This window comes from Carnobacterium sp. AT7, from assembly GCF_000171855.1.
GTDB classification, from domain to species: Bacteria; Bacillota; Bacilli; order Lactobacillales; family Carnobacteriaceae; genus Carnobacterium_B; species Carnobacterium_B jeotgali.
This window is the reverse complement of the sequence record NZ_ABHH01000036.1, coordinates 1-17,406: the sequence shown is the minus strand read 5'-3', so window position 1 is coordinate 17,406 and position 17,406 is coordinate 1. Positions and strand designations below refer to the sequence as shown.

Here is a 17,406-nt window from a genome sequence, read left to right as displayed (position 1 = left end):
AAAAAAGAAGTAAGTGGTATTACAGCATTGACCGTTGTTGTTGGAACAGTTATAGGAGCGGGAATATTTTTTAAACCAACGGCTGTTTATGGAGCCGCTGGAGCTCCAGGGCTAGGATTGCTGGCTTGGTTTGTTGCAGGGATTATAACGATTGCAGGTGGATTAACTGTTGCTGAAATTGGGACAATTTATCCTCAAACAGGTGGGATGATGATCTACTTAGAAAAAGTGTATGGCAGATGGCTGGGGTTTCTAGTTGGCTGGGCTCAAATGGTTATCTATTATCCGGCTAATATAGCTGCATTAGCTATTATTTTTGCTACCCAATTTGTTAATTTATTTGCTTTATCAGATTCAACAATCGTACCAACGGCTATTCTAACGTCCATATTTTTAATGGGTGTGAATTTTTTAGGTACAAAATACAGTGGCTGGATTCAGACTCTGGCGACGATTTTAAAATTGATTCCGTTAGTAGTAATTATTGTAGCTGGATTGCTTTATCCTGGTGGAGGTGTGATACGATTAGTACCTTTTTCAGTAGAAACTCATCCAGTGCTCACAAGTTTTGGGTCTGCTCTTATCGCTACATTATTTGCCTATGATGGCTGGATTAATGTAGGGACGCTTGCCGGAGAAATGAAAAACCCTGGTAAGATGCTTCCAAAAGTTATTATCGGTGGATTATCGATTGTTATGGCTGTGTATTTATTGACCAATATTGCGTATTTGTTTGTACTGGATAGCAGTCAGTTGGCCGGAACAGATACACCAGCTGCTTTAGTTGCTTCTCATCTTTTTGAAGGCATTGGTAGTAAGCTAGTTACAATAGGAATACTGATTTCAGTATTCGGGGGAATCAATGGGTATATCATTTCGGGTTTAAGAGTGCCGTATGCTCTAGCAACGCAAAAAATGTTGCCTTTTAGTGATTGGTTTGCTAGGATTAATCCAAAAACGAACTTACCTATCAACGGTGGGTTAGTTATGTTAGGAATTGCAATAGTGATGATTTTAACGGGTCAGTTTAACCAGCTAACGGATTTAATTGTTTTTGTTATTTGGTTTTTTATTACCTTAACATTTATTGCAGTGATCATTTTAAGAAAGACCCAGCCGGATATTGAACGGCCGTATAGAGTTCCATTTTATCCAGTCATTCCATTAATTGCTATAATAGGCGGTTTATACATTATTTTTAATACCTTAATTGTTCAGCCTAAAAATGCCTTTATTGGTATTTTACTAACTCTTATAGGGATTCCAATTTACTTTTATTGTAAAAAGAAATATGGATCACCTGAATAAGGCTAAACGACTTTAGGCTCTTCGTCAAATAGTGTGGCTGCTTCTAAAAATTCTTTCGGAATAGACGGATTTGCTTGTAAGAGCCCTGGTACCGTCTTAAGCCTAAAGTCTTAAGAACTTTCAAGCCTCAAACATCGCTTAATCGCTAAAGCGTTAAAGCGATATAATTCGCATTGAATACTTCACAGGGCTACAAGCAATCCTATTCCTCCAGAAGTGTTAAGCATGAACTAAATTCATCTATCCACACTAAAAAGTATAGAGCCCGACTTTAAAAGCCTAAACTAACGGATTTTTTCTTCCGTTAGTTTAGGCTTTTGTTATTCAATCAACGTACACCGCTAATTTTTTTGGCTTTTTCTGTATTTGCAAAATGCAACTTAGCATATTTGCCGAGCAAAAGCGTACCGCCTTGTTTTAAGAGTTTTGCAGCAACTAAATCACTATTACTGCCAGCACCAGAAGGTATTTTCATTCCTGCTTGTGCAGTTAATTCATCTAATCCTTTTAAGAAAGCATAACGAGCAATGATGGAAGCTGCTGCAACAGCCAAATGATGCCCTTCCCCTTTTGTTTGAAAATAGATTGTTTCTTTTATTTGTTTGGGTTGATCGCTGATGTGTTTAAAATAAGTTGCTGGAAGTTCGAATTGATCAATTAAGATGCCGTCTGGTTTCTTTGGCTTAATTTTTTCAAGGACATGTCCCAAAGCTTGGTTATGTAAAATAGCCTTCATTTTACCTTGTGTCATTGTCGGTTGAATGGCGTTGTATTTTTCAGGCATAACATTCAGTAAGCTATGAGGCAAGAAAGTGATCAAGTCTTTTGCAACGCGAATAATTTCAGAATCTTTCATTTCCTTTGAATCACGCACGCCTAATTCTTTTAATAAAGCAAGTTGTGATTGATCCACATACGCAGCTACTACCGTTAATGGACCAAAATAACTACCTGTGCCAACTTCGTCACTGCCAATAACTGACCAGTCGCTAAACCCTTTTGGTAGAGGAACATTTAAAGACGTAGACGAAGAATTCATCTTTTTAGCAGGGACCAGTGTCGCTTTTTCTTGCCAAATAGCGGCTTCATTTTGAGAAGTTGCACCTTGGAATAAAACTTTTCCAGAGTTATAAGCTGTTATATTGACGCCTCCTTTTTTTGCTGCGAAAAAACTACCAGGAGGAGTAGTTGATTTTAAATTGGTTGTATAATACTGTTTCATATTCGTTAACGTTTCTTTAGAAACTAGAAGTACTTCATTAGCCATTGTGTCACTCATTTCTTATTATTAATGAACTAAGTAATAGTTTACCATATAATTCCAACCATTAAAAAAGGGTTATTAAAATGAAATGAAAAAATGTGCAACTATTAGGCGATTCATGGTAAAATAAAGGAAATGTAATTTTTAGGAGGGACTGCCATGTCAAAAGGGAAAATTCGGTATAAAACTACAATAGCAGGAAGACCCTACACGATTATCGGAGCTAGACCCGAAGAACACATGCGGTCAGTGTCTAAAATGGTAAATGAACAAATGCAACAGATTGAATCATTATCAAAAGGTTTAGACCCCGAACGTAGAGCAGTTTTAGTAGCAGTCAATGCTGTATCAGATCAAATTGAAATGCAGATAAAATTAGATACTATCCAAAAACGGGTAGCAGAATTAGAAAAGAAATTAGAGAAAGATCAGGAATTGGACATGAGCGAGGAATAAGTTCCTGAATGAAGGTGATCAGTATGTTAATGACAGTCCTTATAGTAGTTATTTTGGCCATAGGTGCTTATGGTGGAGCTAGAAGAGGTTTGATTCTTCAATTTGTTATGACTGTAGGTTATTTTGTTTCTTACTTAATGGCAAGCAAGTATTATCAAGCATTAGGGTCACACTTAGAGTTGATTGTTCCCTATCCATCTGCGTCTGAAAGTAGCCAATTCGTTTATTATGATCAAGCGCTAGGTCTTAACTTAGATGGTGCTTTTTATAACGGTGTAGCATTTATCATCATTTTATTTGTTGGATGGTTAATCACCCGTTTCATCGGTGGGTTATTAAACGCTGTGACGTTCATTCCTGTTTTGAAGCAACTCAACACTGTAGGTGGAGCATTACTCAGTTTTATAGTAGCGTATGTTGCTATTTTTCTAGTGTTATTTTTATTGACTATGGTCCCAATCGATGCGATACAAGAGGCCTTTAGCAAAAGCTGGTTGGCACGTAAAATCGTAGAGGATACACCAGTTATCTCAGCCCAATTATATAATTGGTGGATAGAGTCATCGTTAAAGTAAGAGGTTAGTTGAATAGTATGGAAAAATCGTTTCTCTTAAATTAGGGGGACGATTTCTTATTGTAAGTCAAAGAGGCTATTTTTATAAAATAAAGACTATAGAATGAAATTTTAGACAACTAAAAAGTAAAATGAAGTAAGAGGTGAACTACATGAATAAAAAAATCTTTCAAACACTAGAATTTAATAAAATTATACAAGCTATCGCAAATTTGGCTGCTTCGGATTTAGGGAAAGAACAAGTTCTAATGTTAGCTCCTTCAATTAATAAAGAAGAAGTAGAAGTTTGGCAAGATGAAACAGAAGATGGAACAAAAATTTTGAAATTACGTGGACGTATGCCAATTCCAAAATTACAAAATGTTCGACCGCATCTAAAACGTTTAGATATCGGAGCTAGTTTAAATGGATTAGAAATTGCACAAATTGGCAAAATTTTACGTACGACTTCTGAGATAAATCGTTTTTTTGAAAATTTAAAAGAATCTGGCATAGAAATGAATCGTCTATACGAATTGACAGAAAAATTTATTACAACGCCAGCTTTGAATCAACTAATCCGTGAAACGGTAGATGAAGACGGTCGTGTGATGAATGATGCAAGCCCGGCTCTAAAAGGAATTCGTACGGGTATTAAACGCGGAGAAACGAATGTCCGTGAAAAACTAGATGGAATCGTTCGCGGAAAAAGTGCACAGTATTTAAGTGATACAATTATTACAATCCGTAATGACCGGTATGTTATACCCGTGAAACAAGAATATCGTAGTCATTTTGGCGGGGTAGTCCATGATCAAAGTTCGACAGGTCAAACGTTATTTGTAGAGCCACAAAGTGTTGTAGAATTGAACAACCGTTTACGCCAACTTCAAATTGAAGAACGCCGTGAAATTGATCGCATCTTAGCTGAAATTTCGAATGAAATTGCTCCTTATAGCAAAGACATTTTAAATAATATGTATTTATTAGGGAAATTAGATTTTATTGGTGCAAAAGCTAGTTATGCTAAAAATATTGACGCTAATCGGCCAATGATTCATGATGAGAATGAAGTGAAATTATTAAGTGCCCGTCACCCTTTATTAGATCCAGAAAGTGTTGTAGCAAATGATATTTTAATTGGTGGGGAAAATCAAGCGGTCATTATTACCGGACCCAATACCGGTGGGAAAACAATCATCCTAAAAACTTTGGGATTATTGCAATTGATGGGACAATCAGGCTTGCAATTACCGGTTGCTCCAGATAGTCAAATGGGCTTATTTACTGAAATATTTGCTGATATAGGTGATGAACAATCGATTGAACAAAGTTTAAGTACGTTTTCTTCGCACATGACAAATATTGTGTCTATTCTAGACCGAATAGACAATAAGAGTTTGATTATTTTTGATGAGCTAGGAGCAGGAACGGATCCACAAGAAGGTGCGGCTCTTGCTATAGCCATTTTAGATAGAGTGGGTGCTGTGGGCAGTTACGTTATGGTAACGTCACATTATCCTGAATTAAAAGCATATGGCTACAACCGTCCACAGACAATCAATGCCAGCATGGAGTTCGATATAGATACATTAAGTCCAACGTATCGTTTATTGATTGGTGTTCCAGGTCGCAGTAATGCTTTTGAAATTTCTAAGCGATTAGGTTTGAGTGAAGAGGTCATTGATTCAGCTCGTCAATTGATTGATGGAGAAAGTCAGAATTTAAATGAAATGATATCAGATTTAGAGAATAGACGTAAAATGGCTGAAACAGAATATCTTGAAGTGCGCCATTATGTAGATGAAGCAGAACAATTGCATGCAGATCTACAAACTGCTGTACAGCAGTTTTATGCGGAACGTGAAGAACTGCTGAAAAAAGCTCGTGAGAAAGCAAATAGCTTGGTAGAAGAAACAGAAGAAACCGCCAATCAGATTATTAAAGACTTACGAAAGAAACAAATTTTAGGTCAATACGAAGGTGTAAAAGAACATGAATTGATTGATGCTAAAACGCAACTTTCTGGATTAAGACAAGAAGAGGCTTTGGAAAAAAATAAAGTATTGAAAAAAGCTAAAGCGAAGCAAGTGATGAAACCTGGTGATGATGTCATTGTTCAATCATTTGGGCAAAAAGGAATCTTGATGGAAAAAGCGGATAAAAACCACTGGGTCGTTCAAATGGGTATGTTGAAGATGAAGCTTAAAGAGAGTGATTTAACCCTAACCGCTCCTGAGAAAGAACCAAGTCGTAAAATGATTGCTTCCGTGCGTTCTGAATCAAACAGTCACGTTTCTCCTCAATTAGATTTAAGAGGTGAACGGTATGAGAATGCTTTAGCGGAATTAGATCGTTATTTAGATGCAGCACTTTTAGCTAATTATCCGCAAGTTACTATTGTACATGGAAAAGGAACTGGAGCGATTAGACAAGGTGTGACAGAAGCTTTGAAAAAACATCGCTCTATAAAGAGTTTCCAATATGCTCCACCAAATCAAGGCGGAAATGGCGCAACAATCGTTGAGTTTAAATCTTAAGCCTTTGGGTAGATTTTAAAAGGGATTTTTGATATAATAAATTAATCATACAGCTTACTATTAATAAGTTGTAAAATTGTCATTTGGGAGGAATAGTAATGGTACAAGCAGTAACTGATGCAAATTTTGAAACAGAAACTAAAGATGGTTTAACAATTACAGATTTTTGGGCAACATGGTGCGGACCTTGTCGTATGCAATCACCCGTATTAGAAGAATTAGATGAAGAAATTGGCGATGAAGTAAAAATTGTGAAAATGGATGTTGATGCTAACCCTGAAGTTCCAAGTTCATTTGGCATCATGAGTATTCCGACGTTATTAGTTAAAAAAGATGGCGAAGTTGTTGAAAAATTAATTGGTTACCATAACAAAGAACAAATCGAAGAAGTTATCGCAAAATATAAATAAGTAAAAAATTAAAAAATAGGATTGGGACAATTGTTCCAATCCTATTTTTTGTTTTTTTAAGAATGATTTAAATAATAAAGGACTTCTTTGTCGAGTTCTTTTTTTAATGGGAAATCTTCAATAGCTTCCAATAAGTTAAACCCTTTTTGAATCCATACTTCAGCTTCAGTATTTTTAGCTAGTTTAGTTAAAATGATGCCTTTTCGTACATATAAGACACCAAGTATACGGTATCTTTCCTTTTCTTTACTTAATAGTATTAAAGAATCTGCTTTTTCAAGAGCTTGTTCGTAATTTTTATTTTCCATCAATAGGTAGATTAAATTCATCGAATAAGCCATTTTTAAAGCTGTAGCCTCATGAAAATGGCTATAATGTTCTAATTCAATTAATGCACGCTTTGAAATAAAAAGTGAGGTATCAAAATCAAAGAAAAAAAGAATATTATTCAATAATCGTAATTCTGTTAGGTACCATTTATCTAGTTGAGAAATACGATGCCAAACTTTTTCAGCGTAAGATGCTGCTTGTGTTAAATCATTGGTTTTTGAAAGTGTGATAAGAGCATTACAAATATAAAAGATATCTTGGACAATATTATCTTTGTGTTCAGTTAAATAATTCTTTGTCGTTTCTCTAACATTTATCAAAATACTTATATCCGTATTTACAGCCATAGTTCTAAATTGATAGAGTATAGCATCTTTTCCTTTTAACTGATAGTCGTTATGGATATAGTTAAATTCTTCATGAGTCATATCTAAATTATTTAAAATCTGAAAATATTTAGTGATAGTTGGAACGATATTGCCCATTTCAAACTTAGTATAAGTCGAACGTGCCATAGCATCTTGTGCAACATATTGTTGAGTATAGCTTTTGTTTTCCCTTATTTTTTTAAAATCCACACCAAAATTTTGACGGATATGTGTCATTAATAAACCTTCTTTCAATAAAAAAATGTGATTATATGAACATTATATAAGATAGTATAAATCATTTGCTATAATTAAGTCAAAGATAGGAGGGATTACATGAAAAAGGTATTAAAAAAATTAATAGCATTTCTACCTGTAATCTGGTTTATTGGCGGTGGAGGCTAGAGTAAAAAAAACTAGCAATCTTCACTTTGACTTCTAGTCAGTTTAAGAAAAGAGTAAGAGTCAGCTGATACATAACTGTCTCTTACTTGTCATTTTGAGAATGATTGTGTTTGCCGCATTAAGAGTAGGAGGGATTGTATGGAAGCAAATGTAATAAGAGTAAGAACTAGCTATGCTTATATTCTTGAGGGAAAAAATGTTTGTAATACTTTGCCCGTAGATGAAGAAGACTTGATTGAAAATGCTGATGGAATTCTTGATTGCCCGCTCGATGGTGTGCTAAGAAAGCATAAATTATCTTTAAGTGACTTAAATACGATGAAAACGACAAAGTTATTATTTGTAAAAGTAGAGGACAAAAGAACAATTGTCTTAAATACGATTCGCTTGAATGTAAACATATAAATACGGATAATTAAATAAGTAGGCTTTAAAGCGTTGATATAAAAATTGACGCTTTTTTACTGTTTAATAAAATTTATTGGTACACTTATATAAATTAAAGTATTATAACTGCTGATAAAAACTAACGAGGGTGGGTTTAAATGAGAGCAATGTATATTCGATCTGGGAATGAGTATCTCTACTGCAGAGTCATAGGCGTAGGGAAACCATTACTCTTATTGCATGGAAACGGCGAAGATTACAAAATATTTGAACAACAAATAATTCACTTTAGCAAAAAATATCAAGTGATTGCATTGGATACAAGAGGTCATGGATACTCGGATCATGGAAAACAGTTGCTCACGTTTCAAAGAGTTGCCGAAGATATTTTAACGGTCTTACACTATTTCAAGCTACCCAAAGTAAGTATTATGGGTTTCAGTGATGGTGGGAATATAGCATTGTATTTTTGCAGTCATTATCCAGACAAGGTAGCTAAACTTATTGTAATCGGTGCTAATTACAAAGTAGTCGGATTAAAAAAAGAATCTTTAATTGAAGTGAAAAAAGAGTATTTTTTACTCGCTATTTTAGGATGCTTTTTTTTAAAAGCCGAAAAAAAGAAGCAAGTAATTGACTTAATGTGGCATCAATTAGATTTGAAATCTACTGATTTGATAACTATTACTGCTCCAACATTAGTAGTAGCGGGTGAAAATGATGTTATTGAGGAAAGTCATACGAGAAAACTACATGAATTAATTAGCAAAAGTAAGCTAGTGATTGTACCAGCAGCCAGTCACTTTTTGATGGTTGAAAAGTATGAAGAATTTAATCGTCTTGCCGAGGAATTCTTGAGTTGTGAAGATAAGTTTTCTTGATTTTTCATATGCGTAGTTTAATGAGAAACTGATTCATAAAAATAATAACATCAATTTCTTGAATAGTTTAGACAGTAATAGTTATAATAATACTTTGAAATTTCAAGTATCCTTATTGTTGATTTGTTTTTTTTGTTCAATCTAGTTTCGATAACTAGGTTGAATAGTAATCGAAACTGTGTTATCTTATTGTTAAATAAAAAAACGTTTTATTATGATAAAAGAAAATAACTAACAACGATTTTTTGTAGCAAATAACTCATTTGCTACAGATTTTCAAGGAGGAAATAGTGATGAAAGAAGAAGAAGCAGTCTATACAAAGAAATATCTAGTGACCAACGAGGTTTTAAATGCTATTACTCATGGTATAGGAGCAATTTTGAGTATTGTAGGAATGGTTTTACTGATTATGAAAGCCGTAAATACCGGAACTACGTTAGAATTAGTTTCTTATTGTATATATGGTTTTTCACAATTCTTACTCTACTTAAGTTCAACACTTTACCACAGTTTGATTTTTACGCGAGCAAGAAGAATTTTTAAAATTTTTGATCACTGTAGTATCTTTTTGTTGATTGCGGGTTCATACACACCAATTACTCTGATTACAATCGGTGGAACAACGGGCTGGACATTATTTGGAGTAGTTTGGGCAATTGCAATTTTCGGAATTATTTATAAATGTCTCTGGATTGAAAAATTCAAAAAAATGTCAACATTGTTGTATATTGGTATGGGATGGATTAGTATGTTTGCAATCAAACCAATGTATACTGGATTAGGTTTTGAAGGATTCGCTTTATTACTAGCCGGTGGACTATCGTTTACTATTGGAACTATTTTTTATAGTATGCGAAATGTTAAATACATGCATGTCTTATGGCACTTGTTTGTTTTAGCAGGTACTGGATTTATTTATTTTTCAATTTTATTTTATGGATAATCAAAAGGTTTGAAGAGAGCACTCGCTTTCCTCAAACCTTTTTTGTTGTTAAGGATTCATTTTAGTAGAAGCTGCTATAAAGTGAGAGAGCGTGTTTTTTGTTTTTTAGAAAAATAGTTGTATAATAAGACAATTGGATAAAATTATGCGAGGAGGAACGAAATGAGTATTGGTTATGCTTGTTTAACAATTGGCGTTCCAGATACAAGTTTCAAAACTTGTCGGAAAGCAAATGCAACAGAAGAAAAACTTGAAGAATTGATTCGATTTAACTTACAATCATTGGAAAATATTATTGATTACAATATAAGAAATCAAATCAAGTTATTCCGTATCAGTTCAGATATCATTCCATTTGGTTCAAGTCCGGTCAACACATTAGTGTGGTGGGAATTGTTTGAGTCACAATTTGAACAAATGGGACGTAAAATTAGAGATAGTGGTATGCGAGTGTCAATGCATCCTGGACAGTATACTGTATTAAATTCGCCAGATGAAGAGATTGTAGCAAGAGCCGTAGAAGATTTAGTTTACCATACACGCTTTTTAGATAGTCTTGGAGTAGGATCTGAACATAAAATTGTGTTGCATATTGGTGGTGTTTACAAAGAAAAAGAACGTGCTATGCAACGTTTTATTGAAAGGTACCAAACTTTATCAGATGCAATAAAAAAGAGACTTGTAATCGAGAATGATGATCGTTCTTATACCGTTTCTGAAGTGTTAGCAATCAGTCAAGCTACAGGTGCACCTGTAATCTATGATAATCTTCATAATGCGATCAATACAAGTGATATTACAAAAGATGATGCCTATTGGATTGAGCTAACCCGCAAAACATGGAAGCCAGAAGATGGGAATCAAAAAATTCATTATTCTCAACAAAGTCCAATGAGTCGAATAGGAGCACATACAAAAACAATCGCACTGGATCCGTTTATGGATTTTTATCATAATGTTTCAAGAGAAGATTTGGATATCATGTTAGAAGTAAAAGATAAAAACCTTTCTGCTGTGAAGTGTATCATGGCGACGACACAACAGCCTCACATTAATTTATTAGAGAGAGAATGGAGTCTTTATAAATATAGTGTTTTAGAAAGGTCACCAAAGTTGTATGACGCTATCCGCCAGTTGTTGAAAGACAAAAGTAGCTTTCCAGTGTTAGATTTTTATCGTTTATTGGATCAAGCATTAATCATGGATGTGACAACAGGTATTGCTGTGAATGCAGCTACTCATGTGTATGGTTATTTTAAATATTCAGCTACGGAAAAAGAAAAAAATACTTTTTTAAAACAATTAGAAAAAGTAGAAAAAAACAATGGTTCATTAAAAACATTGAAGAAGATATTATTGAATTTAGCGTTAAACTATCATGAACCTTATTTACTTCAGTCGTATTATTTTGTATTGTGAAGTGAAAAATATTTAGGAAATGATTGATGATGAGTAAAAAATGCAGTATACTACTTTATTGTATTAAGAAAAAGTTTTATCAGTTCACATAATGAAAGAGGAAAAAACTATGAATATACAAAAAATTATCGCATTAATTATTTTGCTTTCAGGAATTATTTTACTAATTTATGGATTTGTAGAAGGCAATCAAGCTTCTTTAATTACTGGTATTGTTCTAATTGTTATTACGATTTTAGATTACAATAAATTGAAAAATAGAAAAAAATAGCTGTGATAGTAGGTTGATTAGTCGTTAGCTTAAATAGAAAAGCGTTAAAAAAAATAAATAGTGCTTTTAAGAACTAAGTGTGATACACTATTAGATGTAGATGTACGTGGTGTTTCACTTTTTAGAGGTCAAACGATTGTTTTTTCTTGTGTTTAAATAAGGTATAGGTTCGAATCCTATCTTCTACATTCTCAACTACCTTTCAATAAAGGTAGTTTTTTTTTGCATTTAATGAATCAAAGTATGCGAATGTTCCTAGGATGAATCAAAAAAGGGCTCTTCGTCAAATAGTGTGGCTGCTTCTAAAAATTCTTTCGGAATAGACGGATTTGCTTGTAAGAGCCCTGGTACAAAGTCTTAAAAACTTTCAAGCCTCAAACACAGCTTAATCGCTAAAGCGTTAAGCATGAACTAAATTCATCTATCAACATTAAAAAGTATAGAGCCCAAAAATGAGGTATTAGAATAGCTAGTTAACTAATAAACGTAAAAAAACGGATTGAGAGTACGGACTCAATTCGTTTTTTTACGTTCCTATTAGAAAAACATAACCACATAGATATGAATAGGTTATTAGTAAAAAGTTTGTTAAAATAAATATCTAATACATAGTAATGGGATGAAAAAGAATGGAGGAAAAGAGATGTTAGAAATTAAGAATTTGAAAAAAACGTTCGGATCATTGACAGCTGTTGATGATATTAGTTTTATAATACCGGATGGTCAAATTTTAGGCATGATTGGTCAGAATGGTGCAGGTAAAACGACCACTTTCCGTCTGATTTTAAATTTTTTGACGGCTGATTCTGGAGAAGTTTTATGGAATGGTCGTCCTTTACAGAAAACTGATTATGATGTGATTGGTTATCTACCAGAAGAAAGAGGGCTTTATCCGAAAGTTTCAATTGAGGATCAAATTATTTATTTTGCGCAATTACGCGGGAAATCTAAAAAAGAGATTAAACCTCAAATTGATAAATGGATGGAAAAATTTCAGGTTAAAGGCAAAAAGACTGATAAAATAAAATCTTTATCTAAAGGTAATCAGCAAAAAGTCCAGCTAATTGCAACGCTAATCCATCAGCCTAAATTGGTTATTTTGGATGAACCTTTTAGTGGATTAGATCCTGTAAATGCCGAGTTGTTGGAAGCTGGTATTAAAGAATTAAAAAAACAAGGCGCTTGTGTTATTTTTTCTAGTCACAATATGAATAATGTTGAAGAAATCTGTGATAATTTGATTATGTTAAAAAATGGTAAAATGGTCTTAGATGGGACCGTACGCGAAATTAGAGAACAGTATGGTAGAAAGAAACTCTTTTTAGAAACTCCTATCTCAATTGATGAATTAAGAATGCTGCCAGGAGTAATAAAAGCTGAAACAACAAAGGAAGGTTTAAAAGTTATTGACTTAGAAAGTCCGGAAAATGGCAAAGCTATTTTTGAAAAAGTAACACAAAATGGATATATCACTACTTTTAGTCAGCAACCGCCTACTATAGAAGAAATTTTCAAAATGAAAGCCGGTGAGATTAATGAATAAATTTTGGGTAATTGTCAGTGATGTTTATAAAAAAAATATTAAATCATTTGGTTTCTTAACAATGGTGTTATCGCCCATTTTGATGCTAGCGATAATTGGTGGGATTTTTTACTTCATTAGCCAAAGTGAAAATGAAACGCCTGAAATTGCTGTTTTAACAACTGACCAGGAAGTACAAGCGCTATTAGCCACTCAAGAAGATCAGTTTATTATTAACAATAAAATTACAACTAAAGAAGCCGCTGAGGAAGCGATGGAACAAGAAAAATTGGACGGCTATCTTGAAGTTGAATCTGAAAATCAATTGATCTCTGCTAAGTATGTAGATACACCAGAGAGCGATAATTTAGATTCTGCATTATTAACAAGTTTATTGACAACTCTTCAATTAAATCGAAAAGCAACGGAGTATGGATTGACACAACAAGAAGCAATGGCATTAATGTCTCCAGCTAGTCTATCAACCGAAACCATTAGTTTTGAATCTGGTGCAGCAACAAGTAAAGACAATACTGCTGAAACAATCAAAATGTGGAGTTCTTATGTTGTTGGGATTGCTATCTTTATTTTTATTATCAATTATGCAAGTATCATTGGAACCGAAATTGCTTCTGAAAAAGGGACGCGAATCATGGAAGTTATTTTATCAAGTGTTTCTTCAACTGTTCACTTTTTTGGGAAGTTAGCAGGTATTTTATTGGTTTGTCTGACACAAATTATCATTTATGTTGTAATTGCGTTGGTTGCTTATCCTTTTATAAAAAATATAACGTTTATTCAAGAGTTGTTCCAAGGAATTGATGTTGGCGCATTATTAAGTAATTTAATTGGTACAACACTGATTTACTTTGTATTAGGGATTATTCTATACGCGGGTTTAGCGGCTTTCTTTGGTTCGTTAGTAACTAAAATTGAGGATGTTAGCAAGGCTGTCACGCCGTTAATCTTCTTGGCAATGATTGGTTTCTATGGTGGATTATTTGCCTTTGCTAGTCCTAATCAACTAATTGTAAAAATTGGTTCGCAAATTCCTTTATTTACGCCCTTTATTATGCCATTTAGAATCGCAAGTGAAACAGTAACAACTGCTGGAATAGTAATCTCTATCATTGTTATGATTGTTTTCACTATACTGTGTACAATACTATCATTGATGATGTATCGTTCAAATGTGTTAGTTTACTCAGATGCAGGAATGATGAAAGCGATAAAAACCTCTTTAAGTATCTTAAGAAATGAACGGAAAAAATAGAAACAAAAAAAGACTAGGATTATCTTAGTCTTTTTTTGTTTCTAAATGTAAATCGTTCATTTCAGTGATTCGGATCTAAAAGCTTTTGTTCCACTCTATTTTTTTGTCATTAAAGTTCATGTCTCGAAGATCTTGTAGGTAAAGCTTCGTCATCTTGCTCAGGAAGTTCATTACTGATAGGGCTGCTTTCTTCGTCTTCATTAACTTTACGATCACTCATAACAAAATGAGTTAGAGGTTCTTCAATCGATAGGCGGTCTTTTATATCCGATTGTACGATGAAGCTAACGACTTTTGCTTTCTGATTTATTTCAGTTAGTGCCTCAGTATACAATCCATCTTGAGTTTGTATTTGTTCGGCTAAAAATCCAGCTTCTAAATTAAAACTAGGTTGCGCATGTTCTAAACGAGCTTGTACAATTTCGCCAGATAAAGTATAAATTTGTTTGTTGCGTTGCTCTTTATTCAATTCTATTAAGCCAAAACCCGCTTTATCAAAAAAACGACTGATGTCTTGCCTGTTTTGAAGTGGATACTGTCTCGCTAATTCTTTGCCAGCCCAATACAAAATTTCATGTGTATCTGTCCCTAGTAAATTAGGTATCAGCACATCTCTAATCAACTCATATCCAAATAAAGAAGTTGTTTCATTAAAGTTTTCTAAGTCTACTTGTTGCTCATTCTTATTTCTACTCACTAGCTCATTCACCTCTTTTGTCATTCACAATTTATTATAACGTGATTTGAAACAGAAACCTACCTTTTTACAATAAATTGGCATTCATTCATTTCAAATCAATAGAAATAGAGTTATTTAAATAATTATCTCAGTTAATTTCCCTAATCCCTTGAATTTAAGTGTGAAAAAAGAGAAAATAAGAAGAGTAGACAAATGAAACTAAATTGAGGTTGTTAAAAATGAAAAAGCAAGCGATAGGTTTTATAGATTCTGGAGTTGGTGGTTTAACTGTTGTGAAAGAAGCGATGCGTCAATTACCAAATGAATCTATTTATTATGTAGGAGACACAGCACGCTGTCCTTATGGTCCGAGACCTGAAGAACAAGTGAGACAGTTTACTTGGGAAATGACCCATTTTTTATTGAATAAGGATATTAAAATGCTTGTAATTGCTTGTAATACAGCAACTGCAGTGGCCTTAGAAGATTTGAAAAAGAAATTAGCAATACCGATTATTGGCGTTATTTTGCCCGGAAGTCGGGCCGCAATCAAAGCAACAAAAAATAATCACATTGGGGTTATTGGAACGGAAGGTACCGTAAAAAGCGAAAAATATAAAAAAATGATCCAATCAAAAGATACTTTAGCATCAGTAAGTAGTTTAGCATGCCCGAAATTTGTTCCTATAGTTGAAAGTAATGAGTACGGTAGTGCAATTGCAAAGAAGATCGTTGCTGAAACTTTGAAACCATTTAAGAACAAAAATATTGATACTTTAATTTTAGGCTGTACCCACTATCCTTTGTTGCGCCCGATTATTCAAAATGTGATGGGGGATTCAGTGACATTGATTGACTCAGGAGCAGAAACAATCAGTGAAGTAAGTACCATTCTAGATTATTTCAATCTTGCTGAGTTGAGCAAAAATAAAGAAGTTTCAGAACGGAAATTTTTCACCACTGGATCTACTCATATGTTTAATGATATTGCATCTCAGTGGTTAGGAAATGAATCATTAGATATTGAACATATAAAGCTAGGAACAGATAAATTTTAACTAAGTGTTAAAAGCTAGAATAAAAAAAGTGAGGTTCAAGTATGCGTGCAGATGGTAGAAAAAATGATGAAAATCGATTGGTGACAATAGAAACCAATTATTTGAAACACCCTGAAGGATCGGTATTGGTTTCTTTTGGTGATACGAAAGTAATTTGTAATGCAACAATAGAAACAAAAGTTCCACGGTTTTTAAAAGGAATGGGAAGCGGTTGGGTACATGCCGAGTATAGCATGTTGCCTAGAGCAACGAATACGCGAAATATTCGTGAAGCAGCTAAAGGAAAACTAAGTGGCAGAACAATGGAGATTCAACGCTTAATTGCCCGTTCTTTACGCTCATGTATTGATTTAGAAGCCTTGGGAGAACGTTCGATTACCGTAGACTGTGATGTAATCCAAGCAGATGGCGGAACGCGTACTGCAAGTATTACAGGAGCTTTTGTAGCTTTAAAATTAGCTATTCAAACATTATTAGATAGCGGTGAATTAGCTTTAAGTCCAATAAAGGAAAATGTAGCGGCTATAAGCGTCGGGATTTTAGAGGATGGACAAGCAGTTTTAGATTTGAATTACCTAGAAGACAGTGCAGCTAATGTAGATATGAATTTAGTGATGACTTCTGGTGGTCAGTTTGTAGAAATTCAAGGAACCGGTGAAGAAGCGACTTTTTCTTCTGAACAACTAGCGGTGCTATTGGAATTTGGAAAAAAAGGCATCAAAGAATTAATACAAGTGCAAGATAATGCTTTTAATCAAGCACTTTCTTTAAAAAAAGATGTAATGAGTTATCCAGTGATCCCTAAAGATGAGATTTTGATAGCGACAAATAATGCTGGAAAAGCAAAAGAGTTTGAAGCTTTGTTTGCTAAAAAGGGATTTAAAGTAAAAACGTTGCGTGATTTCCCAGAGATCCCAGAAGTTGAAGAAACGGGAGTAACATTTGAAGAAAATGCGCGTTTAAAAGCAGAAACAATAGCTCGTAGACTTAATATGTTAGTGTTAGCCGACGATTCAGGTTTAAAAGTTGATGCGCTAGATGGTGCACCAGGTGTCTTTTCTGCTCGCTATGCTGGAGAATTCAAAAGTGATGCCGCGAATAATGCTAAGTTAATGCATGAACTAACAGGAGTATCTAAAGAAGAGCGTACAGCGCAATTTCATTGTACTCTTGCGTTGGCGTTACCAGGAAAAGACAGTTTAGTTGTTGAAGGTGAAGTCGAGGGAATCATATTGACCATACCTAAAGGCGATAATGGTTTTGGCTATGATCCGCTATTTTTTGTTGAAAGCAAAGGGAAAACAATGGCTGAATTGACTCAAGAGGATAAAAATACGT

General features: G+C 34.0%; 17 protein-coding genes and 1 pseudogene. 15 read left to right on the top strand and 3 right to left on the bottom strand.

The window, feature by feature from the left end; genetic code table 11:
- Positions 1–1,308, top strand: a 1,308-nt coding sequence (locus CAT7_RS10560; RefSeq protein WP_007725459.1) for an APC family permease, incomplete at its 5' end; no start/stop codon positions are given.
- 328 nt (positions 1,309–1,636) lie between these two features.
- Here CAT7_RS10560 and rnhC read toward each other — a convergent pair.
- Positions 1,637–2,575, bottom strand: a complete 939-nt coding sequence (gene rnhC, locus CAT7_RS10555) for a ribonuclease HIII (RefSeq protein ID WP_007725458.1) — start codon at positions 2,573–2,575, stop codon at positions 1,637–1,639.
- 156 nt (positions 2,576–2,731) lie between these two features.
- Here rnhC and CAT7_RS10550 point away from each other — a divergent pair, with 156 nt between their 5' ends.
- From CAT7_RS10550 to trxA, 4 genes are all read left to right on the top strand, one after another.
- A complete protein-coding gene (locus CAT7_RS10550) occupies positions 2,732–3,028 on the top strand; it encodes a cell division protein ZapA (RefSeq protein WP_007725456.1) in 297 nt (98 codons plus the stop codon).
- A 23-nt stretch (positions 3,029–3,051) separates the two neighbouring features.
- Entirely contained in the window at positions 3,052–3,603 is a 552-nt protein-coding gene (locus CAT7_RS10545; protein ID WP_007725454.1) for a CvpA family protein, read from the top strand.
- A gap of 151 nt (positions 3,604–3,754) precedes the next feature.
- Positions 3,755–6,121 (top strand): endonuclease MutS2, encoded by a 2,367-nt coding sequence (locus CAT7_RS10540; RefSeq protein ID WP_007725453.1) that lies wholly within the window; start codon positions 3,755–3,757, stop codon positions 6,119–6,121.
- 98 nt (positions 6,122–6,219) lie between these two features.
- Positions 6,220–6,531 carry a thioredoxin gene (gene trxA / locus CAT7_RS10535; RefSeq protein WP_007725452.1) on the top strand — a complete coding sequence of 104 codons (312 nt, stop codon included), beginning with the start codon at positions 6,220–6,222 and terminating at the stop codon, positions 6,529–6,531.
- Between the two features lie 56 nt (positions 6,532–6,587).
- Here the strand turns inward: trxA and CAT7_RS10530 are convergent, their stop codons facing one another.
- On the bottom strand, positions 6,588–7,466 hold the full coding sequence (locus tag CAT7_RS10530; RefSeq protein ID WP_007725451.1) for a helix-turn-helix domain-containing protein: 879 nt from the start codon (positions 7,464–7,466) through the stop codon (positions 6,588–6,590).
- Positions 7,467–7,772: 306 nt separating this feature from the next.
- On the opposite strand from CAT7_RS10530, the gene CAT7_RS10525 reads away from it, so the two are divergent.
- The 8 genes and pseudogenes from CAT7_RS10525 (at position 7,773) to CAT7_RS10495 (ending at position 14,331) form a co-directional block, all read left to right on the top strand.
- Positions 7,773–8,039 (top strand): hypothetical protein, encoded by a 267-nt coding sequence (locus CAT7_RS10525; protein ID WP_007725449.1) that lies wholly within the window; start codon positions 7,773–7,775, stop codon positions 8,037–8,039.
- A 140-nt stretch (positions 8,040–8,179) separates the two neighbouring features.
- Positions 8,180–8,902: an alpha/beta fold hydrolase gene (locus tag CAT7_RS10520; protein ID WP_007725448.1), complete on the top strand. Its 723-nt coding sequence runs from the start codon at positions 8,180–8,182 to the stop codon at positions 8,900–8,902.
- Positions 8,903–9,195: 293 nt separating this feature from the next.
- Positions 9,196–9,846 carry a PAQR family membrane homeostasis protein TrhA gene (gene trhA, locus CAT7_RS10515; protein WP_007725446.1) on the top strand — a complete coding sequence of 217 codons (651 nt, stop codon included), beginning with the start codon at positions 9,196–9,198 and terminating at the stop codon, positions 9,844–9,846.
- A gap of 162 nt (positions 9,847–10,008) precedes the next feature.
- Positions 10,009–11,265 carry a UV DNA damage repair endonuclease UvsE gene (gene uvsE / locus CAT7_RS10510; RefSeq protein WP_007725445.1) on the top strand — a complete coding sequence of 419 codons (1,257 nt, stop codon included), beginning with the start codon at positions 10,009–10,011 and terminating at the stop codon, positions 11,263–11,265.
- A 109-nt stretch (positions 11,266–11,374) separates the two neighbouring features.
- Entirely contained in the window at positions 11,375–11,536 is a 162-nt protein-coding gene (locus CAT7_RS10505; protein WP_007725444.1) for a hypothetical protein, read from the top strand.
- 643 nt (positions 11,537–12,179) lie between these two features.
- Positions 12,180–12,870: pseudogene (locus tag CAT7_RS10500) on the top strand (ABC transporter ATP-binding protein); the annotation flags it as partial.
- Positions 12,870–13,079, top strand: coding sequence for a DUF4162 domain-containing protein (locus CAT7_RS12720; protein ID WP_407921353.1), 210 nt, complete (start codon positions 12,870–12,872; stop codon positions 13,077–13,079). The pseudogene CAT7_RS10500 and the gene CAT7_RS12720, both read left to right, overlap by 1 nt.
- Entirely contained in the window at positions 13,072–14,331 is a 1,260-nt protein-coding gene (locus CAT7_RS10495) for an ABC transporter permease (RefSeq protein WP_007725442.1), read from the top strand. Before CAT7_RS12720 ends, CAT7_RS10495 begins: the two co-directional genes overlap by 8 nt.
- Positions 14,332–14,440: 109 nt before the next feature.
- Here the strand turns inward: CAT7_RS10495 and CAT7_RS10490 are convergent, their stop codons facing one another.
- A complete protein-coding gene (locus CAT7_RS10490; RefSeq protein ID WP_231549423.1) occupies positions 14,441–15,028 on the bottom strand; it encodes a YslB family protein in 588 nt (195 codons plus the stop codon).
- A gap of 221 nt (positions 15,029–15,249) precedes the next feature.
- Between CAT7_RS10490 and racE the strand changes: the two genes are divergently transcribed.
- Both racE and rph read left to right on the top strand, forming a co-directional pair.
- Positions 15,250–16,068, top strand: coding sequence for a glutamate racemase (gene racE, locus CAT7_RS10485; protein WP_007725433.1), 819 nt, complete (start codon positions 15,250–15,252; stop codon positions 16,066–16,068).
- Between the two features lie 41 nt (positions 16,069–16,109).
- Positions 16,110–17,406: ribonuclease PH (gene rph, locus CAT7_RS10480; RefSeq protein ID WP_007725431.1), on the top strand; the 1,297-nt coding region annotated here is incomplete at its 3' end.